Annotated in this window: 23 protein-coding genes and 2 tRNA genes; 9 read left to right on the top strand and 16 right to left on the bottom strand. The window is 64.6% G+C overall.

Translation table 11 applies throughout. The features are described from left to right. Positions 1 to 584: 584 nt before the first annotated feature. Genes CWO91_RS14840 through CWO91_RS14820 form a run of 6 tightly spaced genes read left to right on the top strand, consistent with a single transcriptional unit; the run spans position 585 to position 5,620 of the window. Entirely contained in the window at positions 585 to 1,196 is a 612-nt protein-coding gene (locus CWO91_RS14840) for a c-type cytochrome (RefSeq protein ID WP_433995559.1), read from the top strand. Positions 1,197 to 1,207: 11 nt separating this feature from the next. After that, entirely contained in the window at positions 1,208 to 2,452 is a 1,245-nt protein-coding gene (locus CWO91_RS14835) for a cytochrome c (RefSeq protein ID WP_165405465.1), read from the top strand. Between the two features lie 7 nt (positions 2,453 to 2,459). Further along, entirely contained in the window at positions 2,460 to 2,636 is a 177-nt protein-coding gene (locus tag CWO91_RS42945; protein WP_027542758.1) for a hypothetical protein, read from the top strand. Continuing rightward, on the top strand, positions 2,633 to 3,196 hold the full coding sequence (locus CWO91_RS14830; RefSeq protein ID WP_130214095.1) for a cytochrome C oxidase subunit II: 564 nt from the start codon (positions 2,633 to 2,635) through the stop codon (positions 3,194 to 3,196). Before CWO91_RS42945 ends, CWO91_RS14830 begins: the two co-directional genes overlap by 4 nt. Then, positions 3,183 to 4,805 (top strand): b(o/a)3-type cytochrome-c oxidase subunit 1, encoded by a 1,623-nt coding sequence (locus CWO91_RS14825; RefSeq protein ID WP_130214094.1) that lies wholly within the window; start codon positions 3,183 to 3,185, stop codon positions 4,803 to 4,805. Before CWO91_RS14830 ends, CWO91_RS14825 begins: the two co-directional genes overlap by 14 nt. Further along, on the top strand, positions 4,805 to 5,620 hold the full coding sequence (locus CWO91_RS14820) for a c-type cytochrome (protein WP_165405464.1): 816 nt from the start codon (positions 4,805 to 4,807) through the stop codon (positions 5,618 to 5,620). The genes CWO91_RS14825 and CWO91_RS14820 overlap by 1 nt, the downstream gene beginning before the upstream one ends. 120 nt (positions 5,621 to 5,740) lie before the next feature. Here CWO91_RS14820 and CWO91_RS14815 read toward each other — a convergent pair whose 3' ends face one another. Continuing rightward, positions 5,741 to 6,211: a type II toxin-antitoxin system RatA family toxin gene (locus CWO91_RS14815; protein WP_130214092.1), complete on the bottom strand. Its 471-nt coding sequence runs from the start codon at positions 6,209 to 6,211 to the stop codon at positions 5,741 to 5,743. A gap of 6 nt (positions 6,212 to 6,217) precedes the next feature. Beyond that, positions 6,218 to 7,174: a lipoyl synthase gene (gene lipA / locus CWO91_RS14810; protein WP_130214091.1), complete on the bottom strand. Its 957-nt coding sequence runs from the start codon at positions 7,172 to 7,174 to the stop codon at positions 6,218 to 6,220. A 130-nt stretch (positions 7,175 to 7,304) separates the two neighbouring features. Here lipA and CWO91_RS14805 point away from each other — a divergent pair, with 130 nt between their 5' ends. Beyond that, the gene (locus CWO91_RS14805) at positions 7,305 to 7,907 is read left to right on the top strand and encodes a DNA-3-methyladenine glycosylase (protein WP_130214090.1); all 603 of its coding nucleotides are present in this window, start codon (positions 7,305 to 7,307) and stop codon (positions 7,905 to 7,907) included. Positions 7,908 to 7,909: 2 nt separating this feature from the next. Here CWO91_RS14805 and CWO91_RS14800 read toward each other — a convergent pair whose 3' ends face one another. Then, a complete protein-coding gene (locus CWO91_RS14800; protein WP_130214089.1) occupies positions 7,910 to 10,786 on the bottom strand; it encodes a valine--tRNA ligase in 2,877 nt (958 codons plus the stop codon). A gap of 126 nt (positions 10,787 to 10,912) precedes the next feature. Further along, positions 10,913 to 11,614 (bottom strand): PopZ family protein, encoded by a 702-nt coding sequence (locus CWO91_RS14795; protein WP_245471254.1) that lies wholly within the window; start codon positions 11,612 to 11,614, stop codon positions 10,913 to 10,915. On the opposite strand from CWO91_RS14795, the gene CWO91_RS44260 reads away from it, so the two are divergent. Then, positions 11,514 to 11,918 carry a hypothetical protein gene (locus CWO91_RS44260; protein ID WP_245471255.1) on the top strand — a complete coding sequence of 135 codons (405 nt, stop codon included), beginning with the start codon at positions 11,514 to 11,516 and terminating at the stop codon, positions 11,916 to 11,918. The genes CWO91_RS14795 and CWO91_RS44260 overlap by 101 nt on opposite strands. A 64-nt stretch (positions 11,919 to 11,982) precedes the next feature. Here the strand turns inward: CWO91_RS44260 and CWO91_RS14790 are convergent, their stop codons facing one another. The 9 genes from CWO91_RS14790 to CWO91_RS14735 all read right to left on the bottom strand — a co-directional run bounded on the left by CWO91_RS14790 (position 11,983) and on the right by CWO91_RS14735 (position 20,643). Continuing rightward, complete coding sequence (locus CWO91_RS14790) at positions 11,983 to 13,368, bottom strand: TolC family outer membrane protein (RefSeq protein ID WP_130214106.1); 1,386 nt, start codon at positions 13,366 to 13,368, stop codon at positions 11,983 to 11,985. 206 nt (positions 13,369 to 13,574) lie between these two features. After that, a complete protein-coding gene (locus CWO91_RS14785) occupies positions 13,575 to 14,237 on the bottom strand; it encodes a protein-L-isoaspartate O-methyltransferase family protein (protein WP_165405462.1) in 663 nt (220 codons plus the stop codon). Positions 14,238 to 14,379: 142 nt separating this feature from the next. After that, on the bottom strand, positions 14,380 to 14,559 hold the full coding sequence (locus CWO91_RS14780) for a hypothetical protein (RefSeq protein WP_128933926.1): 180 nt from the start codon (positions 14,557 to 14,559) through the stop codon (positions 14,380 to 14,382). Positions 14,560 to 14,758: 199 nt separating this feature from the next. Further along, positions 14,759 to 14,833: transfer RNA gene (locus tag CWO91_RS14775), tRNA-Asn, on the bottom strand. Between the two features lie 126 nt (positions 14,834 to 14,959). After that, complete coding sequence (locus CWO91_RS14770; protein ID WP_130214087.1) at positions 14,960 to 15,328, bottom strand: hypothetical protein; 369 nt, start codon at positions 15,326 to 15,328, stop codon at positions 14,960 to 14,962. A 212-nt stretch (positions 15,329 to 15,540) separates the two neighbouring features. Beyond that, a complete protein-coding gene (locus CWO91_RS14765; RefSeq protein WP_130214086.1) occupies positions 15,541 to 17,244 on the bottom strand; it encodes a flotillin family protein in 1,704 nt (567 codons plus the stop codon). A gap of 22 nt (positions 17,245 to 17,266) precedes the next feature. Further along, entirely contained in the window at positions 17,267 to 17,926 is a 660-nt protein-coding gene (locus CWO91_RS14760; protein WP_128944213.1) for an OB-fold-containig protein, read from the bottom strand. Between the two features lie 10 nt (positions 17,927 to 17,936). Beyond that, the gene (locus CWO91_RS14755) at positions 17,937 to 19,100 is read right to left on the bottom strand and encodes a PspA/IM30 family protein (RefSeq protein WP_130214085.1); all 1,164 of its coding nucleotides are present in this window, start codon (positions 19,098 to 19,100) and stop codon (positions 17,937 to 17,939) included. A 1,285-nt stretch (positions 19,101 to 20,385) separates the two neighbouring features. Continuing rightward, the gene (locus CWO91_RS14735) at positions 20,386 to 20,643 is read right to left on the bottom strand and encodes a hypothetical protein (protein ID WP_130214082.1); all 258 of its coding nucleotides are present in this window, start codon (positions 20,641 to 20,643) and stop codon (positions 20,386 to 20,388) included. Positions 20,644 to 20,901: 258 nt separating this feature from the next. Between CWO91_RS14735 and CWO91_RS14730 the strand changes: the two genes are divergently transcribed. Beyond that, on the top strand, positions 20,902 to 21,096 hold the full coding sequence (locus tag CWO91_RS14730) for a hypothetical protein (RefSeq protein ID WP_130214081.1): 195 nt from the start codon (positions 20,902 to 20,904) through the stop codon (positions 21,094 to 21,096). Positions 21,097 to 21,180: 84 nt separating this feature from the next. Here the strand turns inward: CWO91_RS14730 and CWO91_RS42940 are convergent, their stop codons facing one another. The 3 genes from CWO91_RS42940 to CWO91_RS14715 form a co-directional block, all read right to left on the bottom strand. Beyond that, positions 21,181 to 21,327, bottom strand: coding sequence for a hypothetical protein (locus CWO91_RS42940; protein ID WP_165405461.1), 147 nt, complete (start codon positions 21,325 to 21,327; stop codon positions 21,181 to 21,183). Between the two features lie 178 nt (positions 21,328 to 21,505). Next, positions 21,506 to 21,579, bottom strand: a tRNA-Cys gene (locus CWO91_RS14720). A gap of 119 nt (positions 21,580 to 21,698) precedes the next feature. After that, a complete protein-coding gene (locus tag CWO91_RS14715; protein ID WP_130214080.1) occupies positions 21,699 to 22,439 on the bottom strand; it encodes a tRNA-uridine aminocarboxypropyltransferase in 741 nt (246 codons plus the stop codon). Between the last annotated feature and the right edge of the window lie 24 nt (positions 22,440 to 22,463).

Genomic DNA, 22,463 nt, shown 5'->3' with positions numbered 1-22,463 from the left:
GTCCTGACGCCCGGGGCCTGTGCGTCAAGTCTTGCGGTGATGCGTTTCGTTCCAACCGGGCGCGCGCATCAGCGATCTGCAAGGCGACGGGGGCAATAGTGCATCGCTCCCCGGGGAGAGCTCGGCATAAGCCGTCAAACCACTGCGCAGGGAAGGCCGGGTTGTTTCCGGCTCCACCTGTATGCTTGTAGCACACGCTTTCGCACAGTGGACCGCGGGTGCCCAGCCGGCACCCGGTCTTCCCTGCGCCCTCTGACATCGGAGGGCGAGACGACGAAGCAGGCCTCGGGCAGGAACTGTCGCGAGAGTGCGGTGTCATGCCCAGTTTTCAAAAAGCACGCAAGTTTTGGCGAATTCGATCGGGATCGCTCATGCAGAGACCGCGACCAGACGTCATCACGCGTGCCCGATCTTGCGCGGGACCATATTGGCGCAAAATGCTCCCCTACTTTGTGATCCGGAATCAACCGGTCCTGTTTTGGAGGGGGACGAGAGTGCTCGCTCGCACCACTGCTCTGGCCATTGCCACTTTGGCCGCCATTGACGGTGCGGCCGCACAAACGGCCAACCAACCGCCCGACACGATGGCGGCGCGGGTCGAAGCGTGCACGCCCTGTCACGGCAACAAGGGCGAAGGCACCAGCGACGTCTATTTTCCGCGCCTTGCCGGCAAGCCGGCCGGCTATCTCTACAACCAGCTGCTCGCCTTCCGCAACGGCCGGCGCAAATACCCGCCGATGAACTATCTGCTGGAATTTCTGCCCGATCCTTATCTGCAGGCGATGGCGGAGTATTTTGCCAGCGAGCATCCGCCGCTGCCGTCGCCCGCGCCGAGCGAGGTCAGCAAAGAAGTGCTGGCGCACGGCGAACTGCTGGCCACCAGCGGCGATGCAGGTCGCAACATTCCGGCCTGCGTGAGCTGCCATGGTCCAGGGCTCACGGGAATGCAGCCCGGTATCCCCGGCCTGCTTGGCCTGCGCGCCAACTACATCAGCGCTCAGCTCGGCGCTTGGCGCTACGGCACGCGAACCGCGAAGTCGCCCGACTGCATGCAGCTCGTCGCCGGTCATCTGACCGAGACTGACGTCACCGCCGTTGCGGCGTGGCTCGCGACGCGGCCGGCACCGGCGAATCCGGCCCCCGTGCCGAAAGGCACCTACGCGCTGCCGTTCGGCTGCGGCAGCCAGCCCAACTGACGAGGCGGATGATGGGCTCCAAATTGTCGATTGTGCTCCTTGCTTTCGCCGCGCTCACCTCGGCCGCGCAGGCGCAAGACAAGGACAAGACCGGCGACATCATCGCACGCGGCGAATATCTTGCCCGCGCCGGCGACTGCACCGCCTGTCATACCGCGCCGGAGGGCCGCCTGTTCGCGGGCGGCCGCGCCATGCCGACCCCGTTCGGCACGCTCTATACCTCCAACATCACGCCGGATCCCGATACAGGCATCGGCAAGTGGAGCGCGGACGATTTCTACAAGACCATGCACAGCGGCCGCTTTCCGGACGGCGGGCTGATCTATCCGGCGATGCCGTTCGCGTCCTACACCAAGGTCACGCGCACCGACAGCGACGCGATCTTCGCGTACTTGCGCTCGATCGCGCCGGTGAACCAGAAGAACAAGCCGCACGAGCTGCGCTTTCCTTACGACAACCGTCAGCTCATCCTCGGCTGGCGCACGCTGTTCTTCAGCGAAGGCGAGTTCAAGCCGGATCCGAAGAAATCGGCGGAATGGAATCGCGGCGCCTATCTGGTCGAGGGCCTCGGCCATTGCGGAATGTGCCATTCGCCGATCAACGCGCTCGGCGGCACCTCGCAATCGGACGCCTTCAAGGGCGGCCTGATCCCGATGCAGAACTGGTACGCCCCCTCGCTGACGTCGAACCGCGAAGCCGGGCTCGGCGACTGGAGCATCAAGGACATCACCGACCTGCTCCAGACCGGCGTCTCCATGCGCGGCGTCGTCTATGGCCCGATGGCCGAGGTCGTGCACAACAGCCTGCAATATCTGAGCGACGAGGACACCAAGGCGATGGCGGTGTACCTCAAGGGCATCGCGGAGCCCTCGCCTCCGCCGCCGGCAAGCTCGACGCTGCCGACCACCGAGAGCAGCCTGCTGATCAGCCTCGGCAAGACCGTCTACGACAAGAATTGCGCGAGCTGTCATGGCATGCAGGGCGAGGGCAAGCCGCCGCACTGGCCGCCGCTCGCCAACAACCAGTCGATCGAGATGCAATCGGCGGTCAATCCGATCCGCATGGTGCTCAATGGCGGCTATCCGCCGGGCACCAAGGGCAATCCGATGCCCTACGGCATGCCGCCCTTTGCAGGCCTCCTCTCCGACAACGAGGTCGCCGCCGTCGTCTCCTACATTCGCACCGCCTGGGGCAATCGCGGCACGCCGGTCTCGGCGCGCGAGGCCAATGAGCTGCGCTCCGCACCCCTGAACTGAGGCCGCTATGATCAATTCCGATCCGCCGACCAGCCCAGCCGCCGCCGATCAGGCCGTCGAGGAGGTCGTCGCGCAAGGGCCGTCCGGCGCGATCGTGCTCGCTGGTATCGCGACAGCCTGCGTGGTCGCGATGTGGCTTGCCTTCTACCTGTTCGTCTTCCTGCCGCGCGGATCGCTGCAATGAGCACGGAGGAAGCCCATTCAAGCGCCGAGATCGCGGCCCGCGTCGAGCGGCGGTGGGCCACGGTTGCCGTGATCATCATCGTGGCCATGGCCCTGCTGGCGGCCTTTGCCGGCATCCATCGTGCGACCATGCCGCAGCCGCGCGTCGAAATCACCGATCCGTCGCGGCTGCATTTGTCGGGCGAATTCGTCGAGAGCAATCTCGGCAGCGTGCTGGAGGCCAATGGCAATGTGACCGTGCGCGCGATCGGCCAGCAATATTCCTTCACGCCCGCCTGCATCGTGGTCCCGGCCGACACGCCGATCACGCTGCGCGCCACCAGCGCCGACGTGGTCCACGGCATCCTGATCCAGGGCACCAACGTCAACACCATGCTGGTGCCGGGCTACATCTCCGAGCAGCTCATGCGCTTCACGAATACCGGCGACTATCTGATGCCCTGCCAGGAGTTTTGCAGCTTCGGCCACGAGGGCATGTGGGGCAAGGTCAAGGTGATCGACAAGACCGAATTCGCCGATCGGGCGAAGGGCGGCGGGAGGCTGAGCTGTGTTGGTCAATAGGAAGCTCATCCTCGCCCATTTCTGGCTGGCCTTCGCCGTGTTCGGCATAGCCCTCACGCTCGGCGCCTGGCAGATGTTCATCCGCAGCCCGATCGGCACCTGGCTGTCCAATCCCGAGCTCTATTACCGCTCGCTGACCGCGCACGGCACGGTGATGGGCTACGTCTTCCCGACCCTGGTCGCGATGGCGTTTGGCTATGCGATCAGCGAGTCCGCGCTGGAGCAGCGCCTGGTCGGCCTGCGCTGGGCCTGGGCCGGATTCTGGCTGATCGTCGCCGGCAGCATCATGGCGGTGATCCCGGTCGCGCTGGGACGCGCCTCGGTGCTCTACACCTTCTATCCGCCGCTGATCGGCAACGTCTTCTACTATCTCGGCGTCGTGCTGGTCGTGGTCGGCTCATGGATCTGGGTCGCGCTGATGTCGATCAATCTGCGCGTCTGGCGAAAGGCCCATCCCGGCGCGCCGGTGCCGCTCGCCATGTTCGCCAATGTCGCAGGCTCCTACTTGTGGGCCTGGACCGCGGTCGGCGCCGCGCTCGAGCTGCTGCTCCAGATCATTCCCGTCGCGGCGGGGCTGAAGACCACGATCGACGCAGGGCTTGCCCGCGTGTTCTTCTCCTGGACGCTGCACGCCATCGTCTATTTCTGGCTGATGCCGACCTACATCGCTTATTACACCATCGTGCCGCGCGCGATCGGCGGCCGCGTCTATTCCGACACCATGGCGCGGATCTCCTTCATCCTGTTCCTCGTGGTCGCGATGCCGATCGGCATGCACCACACCTTTGCCGATCCGCAAGTCGGCGCCGGCTTCAAGTTCATCCATTCGGCCTTCACGGCGCTGGTGGCACTGCCGACGCTGCTGACCGTGTTCACGATCTGCGCCTCGGTCGAGATCGCCGCACGCCTGCGCGGGGGGCGCGGCATGTTCGGCTGGATCAGGGCCCTGCCCTGGGACAATCCGATGATGCTGGCGCTTGCCTTCTCCTTCGTGATGCTCGGCTTCGGCGGCGCCGGCGGGCTCATCAACATGAGCTATCAGCTCGATACGTCCATCCACAACACGCAGTGGATCACCGGCCATTTCCACCTGATCTTCGGCGGTGCCATCGTGATCATGTATTTTGCGATCGCCTATGATCTGTGGCCGCATTTGACTGGCCGTGAGCTGGCCGATCTCCGCCTGATCCGCACCCAGCTCTGGCTGTGGTTCGTCGGCATGATCGTCACCACCTTCCCGTGGCATTGGGTCGGCATCCTGGGCATGCCGCGCCGCATGGCCTATTTCGACTTCGGCGATCCCGCGATCGCGCCGCAGGCGCTTTCGGTCACGTTCTCGGCGATCGGCGGATTCATCCTGCTGGCCTCGGGAATCATGTCCATCGCCATCCTGGCGCGCGGCATGCGTGCGCCTCAGGCCGATGCCGGCCCCTACCGGTTTGCGCTGGCCGTGCACCAGCCGGCGACCGTGCCGGTCGCACTCAACAGCTATGCACTATGGGTGGCACTGATGATCGGCCTCACCCTCACCAACTACGGTTATCCAATCGTGACGCTGGCGCTGAGCGAGGGCACGTCGGTGCCGGCCGTCTATGTGGGAGCGCAGTGATGAGCAAGCGCGACCTCTTCACCTTCCGCAACAGGCATTTCACGCTTGGAGTCGGCATCACCGCCGCGATCCTGATCGTGACGGCGCTTGCCGGCTTCATCGTGCTGCCCTTCGCGCAGCCCTGGGTTCAGTTCGCCAATGTCTGGGACGCCATCTGTAGCGCCGCCGGCGTGCCGCAGCGAGCGCTGAGCGTGACGGCGCCCGAGCTGAGCAAGCGCCTGTCGGAGGTCGTGCTGACCTCGTCCACGCTGTCACGCTCGAGCCAGGAAGCGATTGGCCGCGGTGCGACGCTGGCGCAGCGCTGCGCCATCTGCCACGGCCCGACCGGCATCAGCCGCGCGGATTCGCCGAACCTCGCCGGCCAGTATGCGGCCGTGATCTACAAGGAGCTGCACGATTTCCGCTCCGGCGCACGCAGCAATGCCGTGATGTCGCCGTTTGCCGTCAACCTGACCGACCAGGAGATCGCTGATCTCTCGATCTACTACGCCTACCTGCCGCGGCTGCCGGCCTACCACCCGACGCCGCAGCTTCCAAAACCGAACATCGTCATCTACGGCGCGCCGATGCGCGGCATCGCGCCCTGCGGCTCCTGCCATGGCAGCCTCGACAACAAGACCGGCAGCCCGTGGCTTGAAGGCCAGTCGGAGGCCTATATGAAGGCGCAGCTCCAGGCCTTCGCCTCCGGCGAACGGCGCAACGACATCAGCCAGCAGATGCGCAACATCGCGCGCGCAATGACGCCGCAGGAGATCGAGCAGGCCGCGGCGTACTACGCCTCGCAGCCGCCGGATGTGGTGAAGGCGGTGGATTGAAGCCTCGTCATTGCGAGCGCAGCGAAGCAATCCAGACTGCCGCCGCGGACGCACTCTGGATTGCTTCGTCGCAAGAGCTCCTCGCAATGACGGCGGAGAGAGCGGTGCCCGCCGGGAAGACTAGGACGACGCCAATTTGGGCCGGCCGTAGATCGCGTCGGCCCGCTTTTCGAACGCAGTGGAGAATCGCGCGAATGCAGCGTCGAACATCGAGCCCATCAGCATCGCCAGCATGCGGCTCTTGAACTCGTAGGAGAGGAAGAAACCGACGTCGCAGACGCCCTCGCCCTTGGGCTCGAACGTCCAGCGGTTTTCCAGATTGCTGAACGGACCTTGCAGATATTCGACGAGAATCTTCAAATTGGCGCGGTCGAGCGTCACCCGGCTGGTGAAGGATTCCTTGACCAGCTTGAACGAGACCGTCATGTCGGCGACCAGCACCTCGGTGCCATCGGGCTTCGCCATGCGCTGACGCACCTTCAGCGCGCTGCACAGCGGCACGAATTCCGGGTAGCGCTCGACGTCGGCGACCAGATCAAACATCTCGGACGCGCTGTGATTGACGCGGTGCTTGCTTGAAACTCGATGCATTGGAACTCAGCGCGCGATCGCGGCCCGCGCTGCCTTCAGTCTCGCAAAATCCTCGCCCGCATGATGCGACGAACGGGTGAGCGGACTCGCCGACACCATCAGGAACCCCTTGGTATAGGCGACCTTCTCGTAGGAGGCGAACTCGTCGGGCGGCACGAAGCGCATCACGGCGTGATGCTTGCGAGTGGGTTGGAGATACTGGCCGATGGTGAGGAAATCGACCTCGGCCGAGCGCAGATCGTCCATCACCTGGAGCACCTCGTGGCGCTCCTCGCCGAGCCCGACCATGATGCCGGACTTGGTGAAGATGGTGGGATCGAGCTCCCTGACCCGCTGCAGCAGCCGGATCGAATGGAAATAGCGCGCGCCGGGCCGCACCGTGAGATAGCGCGACGGCACGGTCTCGAGATTGTGGTTGAAGACGTCGGGCTTCGCCGCAACGACGATCTCGAGTGCGCCCTCCTTGCGCAGGAAGTCCGGCGTCAGGATCTCGATCGTGGTCGAAGGACACGCGGCGCGGATCGCACGGATGGTCTGGGCAAAATGCTCGGCGCCGCCGTCGGCGAGGTCGTCGCGGTCGACCGAAGTAATGACGACGTGTGCCAGCCCCAGCTTGGCGGTTGCCTCGGCGACGTGCTGCGGCTCCGAGGCATCGAGCGCGTTGGGCAGGCCGGTCTTGACGTTGCAGAAGGCGCAGGCACGGGTGCAGGTGTCACCCATGATCATGAAGGTCGCGTGCTTTTTGTCCCAGCACTCGCCGATATTTGGGCAGCCCGCCTCCTCGCATACCGTGTGCAGGCCGTTGGCCCGTACGATGTTGCGGGTGTCGGCATAGCCGCGGGTGTTGGGCGCGCGCACGCGAATCCAGTCCGGCTTCGGCGGCGAAGCGGAATCGGGCCGGTTCACCTTTTCGGGGTGGCGCGGGCGCAGCGGGTTCGAGATGGTATCGACAATAACGACCATGGGGTGTCCGGTCTGTTCTGGTCCTACCTAGTCGGTCTGGCCAAGCATCGCAACCCGGCTCGCCCCGCTTCAGAGAACATGGCAGATATGGGCAATATCCTGCTCTGTTCTCAGGCGATTCTCACCTCGAATGGCTCCAAGATCGAATGCCTCTCCATTGCGGCTTGGCAAGCCGCTGAAGCGGACCTTTTTCGGCCGCAGCGTCCACGAGGTCGCGCCCGACCTGATCGGCGCCACCATGCTGGTCGATGGCGTCGGCGGAATCATCGTCGAGGTCGAGGCCTATCATCATACCGACCCGGCCGCGCATTCCTATCGCGGGCCGACGCAGCGGAACCAGGTGATGTTCGGTCCGCCCGGCTATGCCTATGTCTACCGTTCCTACGGCATCCACTGGTGCGTGAACTTCGTCTGCGAGGAGGAAGGCTCGGCCAGCGCCGTGCTGATCCGCGCGCTGGAGCCGACCCATGGCTTGGCTGCGATGCGACGCCGCCGCCATCTTCAGGACATGCACGCGCTGTGCTCGGGCCCGGGCAAACTGACCGAAGCGCTCGGCATCACCGTCGCGTACAATACCCTGCCCCTCGACCGGCCACCGATTGCGCTGCATGCGCGGACGGAGGATGTCGAGGTCGCGACCGGCATCCGGATCGGCATCACGAAGGCGGTGGAGCTGCCCTGGCGCTACGGCATCAAGGGCTCGAAGTTTCTGAGCAAGCCGTTTCCGAAATAGGGCTACGACGCCTGCTTCAGCCGCTCCAGCGCCTCGAGCAGCTTGGCCTTGCGCGCCAGTGCCGCCTCGCGCTTTTCGCGCTCCTCCTCGACGACCTCCTCGGCCGCGTTAGCAACGAATTTCTCGTTCGCCAGCTTGGACTCGGCGCGCTTGATGTCGGCATCGGCCTTGCCGATCTCCTTGTCCAGGCGCGTGCGCTCAGCGGCGACGTCGATCACGCCCTTCAGCGGCAGCGCAGCCACTTCGCCGCGCACCAGCAGCTGAACCGCACCGTCCGGCGCGCGGTCGGCGAAGGATATGTCGGACAGCCGCGCCATGCGCTTGATGACATCAGTCCAGCGCGGCGCGCGCTCCCTGGTCTCGGTCGAGGCGCCGGCGAGCACCAGAGCCGTCAGACTTGCCGGCGGGATGTTCATCTCGGCGCGCACCGAGCGGATTTGCGTGACGAGGTCGATCACCCAGCCGATCTCGGCCTCGGCCGCGGGATCGGTGAAGTCGGCATGGTCGAAGATGGGCAGCACCCAGGCCGGCGAGACGAGCGGATCGGTCGGCCCCGTCGTCGCCGCGAGCATCGCAAGCTGCTCGGGCGTCGGTTCCGCCCGCTTCAGTGGCCACGCCGCCAATGCGAGCAATCCGTCGCGCTTCGCCGTCACCTCCCAGAGCTCTTCGGTGATGAAGGGCATGAAGGGGTGCAGGAGCTTGAGGATCTCGTCGCGCGCCCAGGCGACCATGGCGCGGGTTTCGTTCTTGGCGGGACTGTCGGGACCGAGCAGCACGGGCTTTGCGAGCTCGACATACCAGTCGCAATAGACGTTCCAGACGAAGCGGTAGATGCTGCCTGCGGCGTCATTGAAGCGATATGCTTCGATCGCCTCGGTCACCTCGCGCGTGGTGTGCGCGCTCTCATGCGCGATCCAGCGGTTCAGCGTCTCCTTCGTCTTCGCCGGCTCGAAACCTTCGGGCACGGCGCAATGGTTCATCTCCGCGAAGCGACAGGCGTTCCAGAGCTTTGTCGCGAAATTGCGGTAGCCCTCGACGCGGCTGGTGGCGAGCTTGATGTCGCGGCCCTGCGCCGCCATCGCGGCCAGCGTGAAGCGCAGCGCGTCGGCACCATATTCGTCGATCAGGTTGAGGGGATCGATGACGTTGCCCTTCGACTTCGACATCTTGGCGCCTTTCTCGTCGCGGACGAGGGCGTGGATGTAGATGGTCGAGAACGGCACCTCCTTCATGAAGTGCAGGCCCATCATCATCATGCGGGCGACCCAGAAGAAGATGATGTCGAAGCCGGTCACCAGCGCATTGGTCGGATAGTAACGCTGTACCTCGGGCGCATCTTCGGGCCAGCCGAGCGTCGAGAACGGCCACAGCGCCGAGGAGAACCAGGTGTCGAGCACGTCCTCATCGCGGGTGATGAAGCCGTCGCGCTTGTTGCGGTCCAGCGCCATCTCGCGCCCCTGCTCCGGCGTGATGACTTCCTGCTCGACGTAATAGCCGAGGGCGTGGCTGATCGCCTCCTCCTCGGTCTCGGCGACGAACACTTTGCCATCCGGACCGTACCAGGCCGGGATCTGATGACCCCACCAGAGCTGGCGCGAGATGCACCAGGGCTGGATGTTCTCCATCCACTCGAAATAGGTCTTTTCCCAGTTCTTCGGCACGAACGACGTTTCGCCCGAACGCACCGCCGCGATCGCCGGCTTGGCCAGCGTCTTGGCGTCGACGTACCACTGGTCGGTCAGATACGGCTCGATCACGCTGTTCGAGCGATCGCCATGCGGCACCATGTGGGTGTGCGGCTCGATCCGCTCGACGAAGCCGAACGATTCCAATCGCTCGACGATGCGCTTGCGTGCGACGAAGCGGTCGACCTTGTTGAACTCCTCGGCGAATTGCGAGGCACCTTCGGGCAGGTCGCGCAGATAATCCTCGTTGCCGAGCAGATCGAGGCAGCCTTCCCTGTCGAGCACACTGATCCTGCGCAGGCCGTGGCGATTGCCGACCTCGAAATCGTTGAAGTCGTGCGCCGGCGTCACCTTCACCGCGCCCGAGCCCTTGTCCGGATCGGAATACTCGTCGGCGACGATCTGGATATTGCGGCCGACCAGCGGCAGGATGACGTTTTTGCCGATCAGCTTCTGATAACGCTCGTCATCGGGATGCACGGCAACGCCGGTGTCGCCGAGCATGGTCTCGGGGCGCGTGGTGGCGACGACGATGAAGCTCGAGGGATCCTCGGGGCTGAAAATCTTGCCATCGATCGGATAGCGCAGATACCAGAGGCTGCCCTTGACCTCGGTCTGCTGCACTTCGAGATCGGAGATCGCGGTCAGCAGCTTGGTGTCCCAGTTCACCAGCCGCTTGTCCTTGTAGATCAGCCCCTCGCGGTGCAGCTCGACGAACACCTTGAGGACGGCCTTCGACAAGCCCTCGTCCATGGTGAAGCGCTCGCGCGACCAGTCGCAGGAGGCGCCGAGCCGCTTGAGCTGGTTGATGATGGTGTCGCCGCTCTCGGCCTTCCACTGCCAGACCCGCTCCAGAAACTTCTCGCGGCCCATCTCGCGGCGGCCGGGCTGCTGGCGCTCCATCAGCTGGCGCTCGACCACCATCTGCGTCGCGATGCCAGCATGGTCGGTGCCGGGCTGCCACAGCACGTCGCGGCCGCGCATGCGCTCGAACCGGCACAGGATGTCCTGAAGCGTGTTGTTGAGGGCGTGGCCCATGTGCAGCGAGCCCGTCACGTTCGGCGGCGGGATCACAATGGTGAACGGCACCGCGTCGCGGCGGTCAGGGCGGCCGGCCTTGAAGGCGAGGCTGTCCTCCCACACCACGGACATGCGGGTTTCGATATCGGCGGGCTGGTAATTTTTTTCGATCATGGGGCTGCTAGAAAGCCGCGCGCGGGGCTCAAGTCAACGGGAAGCTCAACGGCGAGCATTTTCGGCCCGGGCCGCAGGCCGAATATGACGCAGGAGCAGGGCTTTATCGGGGCCGCACGGCCCGTCTCAGCGGCCGCCGCGCGAGACCCGCTCGATTTCGGCCTTCACAATGCGTTCAACCAAGCCCGGCAGGTTGTCATCGAGCCAGGACTTCAGCATCGGACGCAGCATCTCCTTGACCAGATCCTCCAGCGTTCGCGCATTGCTGCTCAGAACCGTGTGGGCCAGCGAGTTGAAGGCGGATTCGACCGCGGAGACCGTCGATTGCGCGAGGATCGGCTGTTGCGGCGGCAGCGGCGGCGCATCGAAGTCCACTGGCGCGTAAGACGGCGGCGGCGCGGTGCGCGGCGGCGGCGATTCGGCGAATTCGAGATCGTCGCGCGGTTCGACCTTGCGGAAGCTGGGTGGCGGCGGAGGCGGTGTCGGGTCCATCGCCATCTCGTCGGTCAATTCGAGCACGTCGGGCTCCGGCTCGGGTTCGGGCTCTGGAGCTCGGACCTCGGGCGCAGGCGTGGCCGCGTCGAGCCCGGCCAGCAGCGCGTCGATGTCGTCCTGACTGTTGGATGCGTCCGACGCAGGTGCGGGTGCTGGCGGCGCCGGCTTTGCGGCCGGCGGCGGCGCGGGCTTTTCGGCGGTGGGTTTGGGCGGAGCGACCTTGGATGGCGGAATGTCGTTCATCGCCTGCGGCTTTGGCGGCGCGGCGGGCGCCGCAGCCTTCTCGGGTTTGGCGGCCTCTGTCGGCGGCGGCTTGGCCTCATCGTCGGCAATGATGCGCCGGATCGAGGCCAGAATCTCCTCCATCGAGGGTTCTGTGACCTTTGCAGGCTGCGTCATCTCCGACTCCACATCATCAACGCCCTCGCATGCGTTGTTTTACACCAAGCACGACAGGATTGGCCGGTTCCGGACAGGCGGCCCGACATTTTCGTCGCGGCAGCCCGACTTGTCCCCAGATCACGGCTCAACGTGCGGCGGTGCGCCCCTGCCCGCGGCACTCAAGCTTTACGCACACGGCATCGATGCGGGCGAATCGACCCGCATCTTCTTGGCAAGGCTATGTCAGGGATTTTGATGATTGCAAGCAAAGCGCCGGTCGGCCTCGGCTATTTGGCGAGGCGACCGGATACTTACGGAAATCAGCGTCCGTCGGGCGTGCGTACGCCGGCCCAGCTGTCGCGGACCTGATGGTAGTGCACGGTGGGATCATAGACCGTGGTCGCGAGGCCGAGCACCTGCGGCGACAGGCGGCCGATGGCCGCGAGGACGTTATAGGATGCAACCACGCGATCATGCTGCGCGGTGACCAGCGCGACGCGCGCATTGACCAGCGCCTGCTGCGCGTTGAGGACGTCGAGCGTGGTGCGCTGACCGGCTTTCGCTTCTTCGCGCACGCCGTTCAGCGCGATCTCGGACGCCGCGACCTGCGCCTGCGCAGACTGCACCTGCGCCTTGCCGGCCTGCAACGACCCCCACCACTGCACCACGGTCGCACGCGTCTGGTCGCGCGTGTTTTCGAGATTAAGACGCTGCTGCGCCAGATTTTCCTTGGACTGGCGGATCAGCGAATATTGGTTGCCGCCGTCATAGAGCTGCCACGAGGCCTGCGCGACCGCGGCGGCGCTAAACGCCCTGTATTGAATCAGGGATTGTTCATTGGCCTGCGTTGCGCTGGCCTGCAACGTGACTGTTGGCAGCAGCGCGCCTTCGGCGACCTTGACCTGCAAGAAATTGACATCGATGCCGAACATTGCGGCTGTAACGTTGGGATGCTCGACCAGGCTGAGCTGGACGGCGGACGCAAGCGTTGCAGGCAGAAACCGGTCGACCGGCGAGCCCGGCGCGAGGCTCGTCGGCTCGTTGCCGATGACACGACGGAAGTTCGCGCGCGTCGTGGTGAGATTCGCTTCGGCGGTAAGCGCCTGTGTTTTGCCGGCAGCCAGCTGCGCTTCCGATTGGGCAACGTCGGTACGCGTCACTTCGCCGACATTGAAGCGGTCACGGGTCTGCTTCAGCGTCTGCTCGAGCACGCGCACGTTGCTGCGCTGAACTTCCAGCGTGGCGGCGTCGCGCAGATAGTCCATGTAGGTCGTGGCGGCACTAAGCAGCACACTCTGGTCGAGGCTGCGCAGCGCTTCGCGAGCACCGGACACTTGGCTCTCTGCCGCGCGCGTCCTGTTGCCGGTTTGGTTGCCGTTGTACAGCGTCTGCGAAACGGTCAAACCCGCGCTGCGGGGAACGGTGGTCCCGTTGATTGGGGTGCTGCCCGGCGCAGTCAGCGTATCCTGATATTGATAACCAGCACTCGCCGTCAGCGAGACCTTGGGGCGATAGCCAGACAAGGCTTGAGGCACGTTCTCGTCGGTCGAGCGCACCTGGGCACGCTGTGCGTTGAGCTGCGGATTGTTTTGATAGGCGCGCACCAGCGCGGACTCGATCGTATCCGCCAAGGCAGGCATCGGCCCGGCTAGCGACAGCAGCAGGACCGAAACCGCAGCTCCGGTGAAGAGCTTCACCCCATGCATCCCTGAAATTCCGTTCATTCTAACGCCCGGCTCGTGCCCGCGAGCTGGGTTACCGTCTACCAGTGGAGGAGTCGTTGCCCCGCCGCAACATAGGACGGGGATTGCCGCGACGGAACCACCTCAAGGTAGTTCGCGGTGGAAACTCTTCACGTGCAGCATCCCGGCCACACTTCTGATTCAGAACGGGATTTTTAGGCTTTGGGACCTCAGAACACGAAGGCAGCGGCCCGTTCCAGCCCCGGAAGGACCGGGGCGGCGGCATCGAACAGCGCCCGATGGCCGAATTCGCCGTGGCTATGGGTCACGACCACGGCCCGCGGCGGCTTGGATTCGGCCGACACTCCCACCAGGCGCCCGCCTTCCTTCAGCTGCCCGAGCAACCCCGCCGGGGTTGTCTCGGCAGCGCCGTTGAGGATGATCACGTCATAAGGAGCGGTGGAGGGATCACCCTCGCTGCAGGCAGCGACCTTGCAGGTGACATTGGCGAGCCCCAGGGCGGCGAAGGCGTCCTTGGCTTTCGCGGCCAGAGCCGAATCACATTCCGTCGCCGTGACCTGGCGCGCAAGCTTGGCGGCCAGCGCGGCGAGATAGCCAGAGGCGCAGCCGACGACCAGCACATTGTCGCCTTCACCAATTTCGGCGGCCTGCAGCAGCTTGCCGGTCAGCTGCGGCTTGATCAGGAACCGCTTGGCGCCGCCCTCGCTCACGTCGAGATCGAGGTCGAGATAAGCCAATGCCTGTCTGCTGGCCGGCACGAAGGCCTCGCGCGGAACCGTGAGCATGGCATCGAGAATACGACGATCGGTGACGTCACTGGTGCGCACCTGGCCATCGACCATTTTTTGGCGCGCGGTCGAGAAACCGGACATTTGCGGACCCTGAAATGCGGACGATGCCGCGGAGATGAGTTGGCGGCATCTTTGGAACATGCCCGGCCAAAACGCAACATGGCCGTTGGCTGCGAGGAGCCCTCTGGCTTGGCAGCTCACCGCATCATCAGGGCGAGACGGATCACTCGATCGCCACCGCGAGGCGGCCGATCAGAGCGGCGACCTCGTCCAGCCGCGCCGAGTCGGGCGCCTCGACCGCACGCGCAAGGCAAGCGAGGCATTCATCGTCGCTGAGCTCGGGAACGTCGGCCGGCAGAATCGAGGGGGCCATATGAGTACGGTCGACCTGGATGTCTGGCATGGGAATCAGCTCCGTAAGGATCCGGCACTGGCCAAGCTCGATTTGAATTGAGTCGATTTGGCGCCGTCCTCATGGCGCGACGGCGCTGCTGGACACGTCTGCTTGAACCCGATTCCGCGGGATTGGGCACCAGACGGTGCTTGCAGATCGCGCGTCACATCAGAGCGCGGCCTCAAAGCATTGAAAGATAAGCGGAATTTGGCTCCCCGGGCTGGATTCGAACCAGCGACCATCCGATTAACAGTCGGATGCTCTACCGCTGAGCTACCGAGGAAAAGGCGAACCAGTCGTTCGCGCGCGGCTGCGTATAACAAAGCCGGTTGCGCTTGCAAAGACGAATTCGTCATCTTCCGCAAGGCGGCTGAGGAAGGGCCGGAAAGCGGCCCCATGTCAGGTCAGGCTACTCGGCGAGGAACGAGGTGGTCTTGGTGCCGGAGTCATAGCGCAGCCGCAGCGCGGTGATCCTGCAGAGGTTGACGTTCTTCCACAGCACCGCCTCGTCATAGTTCTGCCAGTCGACGCGAATGTTCCAGACACATCCCTCGTCGTCCTCGTCGAACTCGACATAGGTGCTCGCCTGGTTCTGCAAAACCTTGTCGAGCTCGTTCTCCCATTCGTCCAGGCCATCGTCCGGCGCGTTGAAGCCGAGGAATTTGATGGCATACCCGGTCTCATTGACGACGGTGACGTTGCGGGCGTCAGCCGCGAGCGACGGTGCGGCGGCGATCGCAAGTCCGATCGCGACCAGTCCAGACAGAAAATACTTCATTGAAAATCTCCCGATCGAAACAGGCTTCGGCGCCTGGCGTCGATCGGCGCAGGCGCCGCGGCAACAAATGACGTTGCCTCGAAAGATCCGTCCGGAGCGCAATCGACAGGTTCAAGACACCCATCGACCAGCACTCCGGAAGAGGTGCGCGACGCGAGACACGCACGGCCTGTTCTTATCGTTTCGAATTCTCCGCAGCAATGAACGGGCATTCATAGATCGGCAGAGTTTGTTTTCTCCGCTGCGGGCGCAACCGCCGGCACCGCAGCGCCGTTGCCCTTCCCCGTCACGGCGCCGACCAACGCCTTCACGGGATCTTCGCCCGGCGCAAAGCCGCTCTGACGCAAGATCTCGTCGATCATCGGACGCAGCGCATGCACCTTGAGCAGCTCGCCGGCGAGCCCTTCGCCGAATCCGACATTGCCGCCGGCGCCGTTACCATTGCCGCCGAAGGCGCCGCCGGTATGCAGGATGCGGACGTCCTTGAGGTTGGCGATCGGCTTCACCATCTCGGCGAGCGCTTCCGGCATGGTCTCGATCCGTTTCTTGGCGATCTCGAAATCGATGACGTTGCTGCCGAGCTTGTTCTGAGCCTCGTTCTTCATGGTGATGACGGCGGCCTCGGCCTCACCGATGTTGCGGACGCCGACCGCCTTGATCTTGTTGGACTCCGCTTCGGCGGTGGCCAGCGTCGTGATCGCCTCGGCGCGGTCGAGCGCCGCCTTCTTGTCTGCCTCGGCCGCCACGATCACCTCGGTCGATTTGCGCTCGGCCTCGGTACGCGCGGCAAGCACCTGGGTCAGACGGGCACGATCGGCGACCTCGACGGCGCGCGCGGTCACGACCTTTTCCTCGGCGGAGACGGCGAGCGCTTCGGCGGTCTTGGCCTCGGCGACGGCCTCCGAGGTCTGCTTGCTCTTGGCGGCGATCTGAATCTCGTTCTCCTGGGTCGCGATCTGGATCTCGCGCTGCGCGTCGGTCCTGCGCTTGTTGATCGCCAGATCCGACTCGATCACGGCGGTTTCCTTGACCTGCTTGGCGCCCGCCTCCTTCTCTGCGACAGCCCTGTCGGTGTCGATGCGAGCGTTCTCCTCGGTCAGGCGCGCGGTCTGTGTCGCGGTCGCGACCTCGGCGCGGGTGCTCGCGGTCTTGTTGGCGATGTCTCGCTCCTGCGAGAGTTCGGCCTCCTTCTTGGTGCGTTCGATGGTCAGGGTCTGCTGCCGTGCTTCGAGATCCTTCTGCGCGATCGCCACCTCGTTGTCGCGAACGATGGCGTTGCGGTCGCGGCGGCGGGTCTCGGTAATGGTCTTGAGCTGGGTGAGACCTTCGGCGTCGAAGAAGTTTTCCGGGTTGAAGAACTTGACGTCGGTCTGGTCCAGCTTCGTCAGGGATACCGACTCCAGCTCGAGGCCGTTCGATTTCACATCGGACTCGACCGTGGACTGCACGTGCTTGACGAAGTCCGAGCGCTTCTCCTGGAGCTCCAGGATGGTCATGGTCGCGGCCACCGAGCGCAGGCCGTCGACGAATTTCGCCTCGACCTGGTTGCGCAGCGCCTCGGCATCGTTGGTCAGCGCGCCCAGCGTCTGGCTTGCAAGCGCGATGCTCTCCTCGTCGGGACGGACGCGTACGTAGAACTCGGCGACGATATCGACGCGCAGGCGGTCCTTGGTGATGAGGGATTCCCGCTCCTTGCGCTCGACGGTGAGCCGCAGCGTCTTCAGATTGACGCTGGCATAGGAGTGGAAGATCGGCAGGATCGTGGCGCCGCCGTCGAGCACGACCTTCTTGCCGCCGAGGCCGGTGCGCACGAAGGCCTCGTCGCGGGTGGCGCGCTTGTAGAGAATGGTGAAGACGATCCCCAGGACGACGATCAGCGCGACGCCGATCATGGCCGGGACTGCAATGTCGAACATGACTTTCTCCGATAATGGCGTGCTAGCTGCTTAGAGTGGGCTTGGAGGGTTTGAGTTCATCGTCGGCCTTGACCGCCACGAAGCGGGTGCCATCGCGATCGACCAGCAGAACCATGGTTCCCTGCGGCAGGGGCGATGATGAAGGTGCTGCGACGGCCCAGACGAAGTGACGATTGCCGTGGACGTCGGCGACGCTGACGCGGCCCGGCGGCCCCTGGTCGAGCGGACCGACGACGACCTCACCAACCCGGCCGACCAGATCGCCGAGGCCGACGGCGTAGCTCTCGTCCTTGGGAATGACCCGCGCGATCGCACGGCTGGCGCCGCGGACCAACGGAACCGATACGGCCACCGCCCCGATCGAGGCGACCGTCGCCGGCAACGGACCGGCCACCATCCGCGCGACGTCCTGGATCAGGAAGCCTGTGATGGAGAAGGCGCCGAGCAACAGCAGCAGGAAGATCAGCAGCGGCACGCCACCGACATTGATCCATGAGATCGCGTTGATCACGCCATTGTCGCTGGGGTGGCCGAAATCGATGTTGGTGCCGAGCATTTCGCTGAGCGAAGCCCCGACCAGCATCGAGACCACCTCGATCGAGCCGACGATGACGATCATGGCCGCCGCGATCGCGAACGGCCTGACCTCCGGCGACATGACGTGTTCGAGCAGAGCGCTCATGACACGGCACTCAGGAGCGCGACTTCAACCGGGCCAGCCTCGCTGCAATTTCCTTGTCGCGATGCAACGTGCTGAGCTCGTCGATGTCGCTCGAATACGGGATGCCCGGCGGCACGCCGGTGACCCGTGCCACCGCCCTGCCCGCGCGCAGCGCCTTCGCGGCCGCATAACCGCCGCCCTGCTTGCGGGGTGATGCCGACGCCTGCTGGCCTGCGACGGCCTCGCTCTTTTCGAGATCGGCGCGGCGCTGCTCGGCGTCTTGGAGCGCCGAGAGCACGGCGCGCAGCGACGTCACGCATTGCTCGATCTTCTCGTTGTTCTCGTCGATGGCGCGCGAGAGCACCTCGAACTGCGCCTCCAGATCCATCTGCCGCGCGATGCCGGCGCGCGCGAGATCGTCGCGCCCGTCCGTGATCGCCCCTTCGATTTTAGGCGCGAGGTCGGCCATCTCGCGCTCGATCTCGGTGCGGCGCGCGTTGAGGCGGTATTCCTCGGCGCGCGCGGCCGCGAGCGCATCGCGCGCCTCGCATTCGGCGCGCTCGATCTCGCGGATGGCTTGGCCAACCACTTTGAGCTTGTTCTTGCCCTCCGCCTGCTCGATCGCGTCATAGGCAATCCCGGCGATCAGACGCCCGACCCGGGACAGGAAATTGTCGGGGGCGGCAGCGATGGTATCCATAGCGTTCTCCTCCTCTGGCAGAATGTTCGGCGTGACGCCGTAGTGAACTTCGAAACCGTCGTCGGTGCGGATCAGGTGCGCGGGCACGCTCCGCCCCCAGCCTTCGGCGTAGCCGGCATAGTCGAACGGCACGCTGAAGCGGCCTTGCACGGTTGCAATCGAAATGGTGGCCGGGCCCTTGATCTTGGCGAGCTTGTCGTCGAGCGGCAGGCGGCGGCCCTGCGCCGCGCGATAGTCGGCACGGTCGCGCAGGCCCAGCGTCACCAGGCGTGAGGGCAGCGCGGTCTGTTTACGGATCGGCTCATAGGCATGGGCATGGAGCAGGACCACGTTGGAACCGACGTTATGGCTCCGCGCGACCTCGTCGAGCATCTCCATCATGTGGTCATAAGCCTGGAACGTCGCCTCCAGCGCGGCCCTGGCGGCCGGATCAGGGGCAAGCCTGTAACGCAGCGCAGACGGAGCGTTTCGGGGCGACGGGCTCATGGAAAGCACTAAAGCACTATTTTGGTACTTTAGGAAGAGGAGTCTCAATCACGGTCCGCTGATCCCTGTGCACTCTATCGGTTAGTCGCCGTGGTCCGGGCCCGCGTTCAAGCCGGGCGATCACCTCTAGATCACAGCGGATCAAGACTTCCTGCACGCAAGAGTTGCAATTTGAGGCGAAATGCGGGGAGCGTTCGGCAAACCCATGATCGACCCCCGCCACTCTCGTGTCCCGGACAAGCGGCAACGCCAAAGGCGTTGCAGCGCAGAGCCGGTCCCAGGCCACGAGCGCCGCTCGATGACGCCTGGTGCTGCGCAGCGTCCGGGGCACGAGACTGAGGTTGAGGCACACCGCTCTCTCCACGTCATTGCGAGGAGCTCTTGCGACGAAGCAATCCAGAGTCTTTCCGCGGAGGGATTCTGGATTGCTTCGCTTTCGCTCGCAGTGACGGAGTTGGACGCAACAGCTCTCTCTACCAACGCAAATCTCTGTCGCAGACACACCTACGCGTCCTCGCGGCTCTTCTCACCCGAGTCATGCTCCATCTCGACACCCTCTTTTGTCAGAGGGCGCAGGGAAGACCGGGTGCCGGCTGGGCACCCGCGGTCCACTGTGCGAAAGCGTGTGCTACAAGAATCTGCACAGCGGCATACAGGTGGAGCCGGAAACAACCCGGCCTTCCCTGCGCAGTGGTTTGACGGCTTATGCCGAGCTCTCCCCGGGGAGCGATGCACTATTGCCCCCGTCGCCTTGCAGATCGCTGATGCGCGCGCCCGGTTGGACGAAACGCATCACCGCAAGACTTGACGCACAGGCCCCGGGCGTCAGGACGACACGGTTTTGCCGCACGCTGGTCGCACCGGTCGTTTGCGCGTGGCGATCGCTCACGGTCTCCCGCCCTGCGATTGCCTCATCGCGCCGGTGCTGCCAGCGTCCACCACGGCCCATCCCGCGTTTCGTGACGATCGCGATACGCCCCTCTGACTGGGATGAGGTGGCGCGACAATGCGCCAAATCAGAAATTCTGTAAAGGCGAATATTTTCGCCGATCACGATTGACCAAATAGTGGCGTGTTTTGCCTGTCGGGCAACACCAAGGCTTGTAGGCCGGATGGAACGCGAATCCGGGGGACTCTGGCCTCGCGTCACGGGATTCCGAACCGCCAGACTTGGCGTCGCGTCCGTTGAGCGCGCTCACCATTAATCAACAGCTTGCCCGCAGCATATTCACAGACACGGATCGGCGGATTTGCGTGGCGCGCAAGCCACTTGCTGCGCACAAATCCACAGAGGCTACCCGGCCTGGTCGAACACGCTGCGGCAGGCTTCGCTCAGGCTGGCCCGGTTGCGCCGCAGGCACGCGGTGATGGCACGGATGTTGGGAATTTCGCCGGCGCAGAGGCGGTAGACGTCGGGCGTGCAGGCCCGGCGTTGCTCCGGCGTTCCCTGCGCATGGGCGGCGGAGGCAAACAGCGTCAGAAACAGCCCGACGGTCGAGGCACGGCGCGCCCGGCTCTTCACACCTGCAAACCGCAAGAACCTCGCCTCCATGACTGCTCTCCCGTTCTGCCCTGCCCCCGGCTGCGTTGGCCGGTGTCGCGACAGACGGTGCGGGAAATAAAGCTGCGAGGATGTGATTTTATTCACACTGCTCGCAAGGCGGAGGAATCTAGAGTTCCCAAGCGAATTTTCAGGAATCGCTAACCAATCGGGACCCGATCGCCGGATCGTTAAAATGCGAACGATCGGATCAATCGGGAAACAAACCGGCTTTGCGACATTGCGCCATCCGCGTTCTGCGAGGGTGTGATGAGCGAAGCCGAATTCAACTTGCTGCTGGATGCTGTCCGGGACGTCATGATCCACGAAGATTTCGCGCCCATGCCGGAGGAGGAATTCGTGCCCCGCTCGTGGTCGTACGCTGCAACGCCCAAAGCCGCCAATGACAACGAGGGCGCCTGGCCCCTGCTGCCCTTTCCGGACGGCTGGTACGCAGCCTGCTGAGCCCACCTTCGCTGCGAATGGAAGCGCCCGCCTCGCGGGCGTTTTACCGGAGGCGCTCGCCGCAAAAACCCGGCACAGCGATGATCAAGTCTTGACGCGCTCCTCGCCGTCCTGCGGCACCCGGTCGGGTGCGGCCGGCGGAAAGATGCTGTCATAGATCGCGCGCGCCTCGCGAATGAGGCGAGCCCGCTCCAGCTCGGATTTCGGGACAAATCGGACGATGTCGCCCACGGCTTCTCCAGCGCTCGGTTGATCGGATATTCCGCCCAACCGATGCGAACTCTATGCCAACGGGCCTGAATCGCGGGTTTCCGCCGGGCCCCGGGCAAATCCGGCGCGAGCAGATCGAACGCGATGCTCGCGGAACCTGAGCCGAAGTGAATTTTAAGCTGAAGAATCAGAGGCTTGATGGAGGCCACGACCAGAATTGAACTGGTGTACACGGTTTTGCAGACCGTTGCGTAACCACTCCGCCACGTGGCCCCGTAAGGCCGGAGCAATATAGGGGATGAAGGCTTTAGGCAACCGCCTTCGCCCCACTTTCCAGGCGACTTCCAACGCCTTGATGGAGCCCTCGAGCGCTATGCTTTTGCTCCAGCCTGTCAGGCTCGTTTGCGACGCCGGAAGTCGCGGCGGCCGCGCTTCGGGGCAGGTCTGGGCGCCAATTCCGGCATCTCGGCCTGTACCTCACGGTAGCGGGTCAACAGTCGCTCAAAACTGGCGTGCAGGGTGTCGGCGATATCAGGACGCCGCTCGAGGCCCGCGAGGATCGTCGCCGCCGCCTCGATGGTCGAGAGGCCGTCGCGGCGTGGCTCCTTACGCAGGCGCCCGTAGCGCGAGGGGTGCGCCGGGTTCAGGATCACGCGCTGGCATTTCAGCATCCAGGGATTGCGCCACCACAGCGCCTTGGCCTGGCTCCAGGTGCCATCGAGCAGCACCACGCCTTCGAGCTTGCCGAGGATCGCGCGCTGGTTCTCCGCGACCTCGCCCTTGCGGTTGAGCGCGACGATCTCGCCCTCGGCGTCGAGATCGGCCGCGCGGGCCGAGCCGAGATAGAGCACGGCCCAGCGCGCGGCATTCTCGACCGGGCGCCCCAACGCCTTGGACAGGCTCGGCCAGGACAGGCCGACCCGCACAGTGGCATCTGCGAAATGCTTCGCGAGCAGCCGCGCGGTGCCGAGCGCCCTGTCCTGCTCCTGCGGGTGCTGGAGGATCAGGAGCGACAGCCGATTTTCAATGGGCGTGACGCTGTCGCAGATGCACAGCGGCATCGGCTTCTGGCAGTGCGGGCATTCGGGGATCGGCTCGGCCGGCGCGGCGGCGGTGTCGGGCGCGTTGGACATGGCGCCGCTATACGCTCGATGCGG

Origin of the sequence: Bradyrhizobium genosp. SA-3 (genome assembly GCF_004212635.1) — a bacterium.
Taxonomy (GTDB): Bacteria; Pseudomonadota; Alphaproteobacteria; order Rhizobiales; family Xanthobacteraceae; genus Bradyrhizobium.
This window is presented reverse-complemented; position numbering and strand designations above follow the sequence as displayed.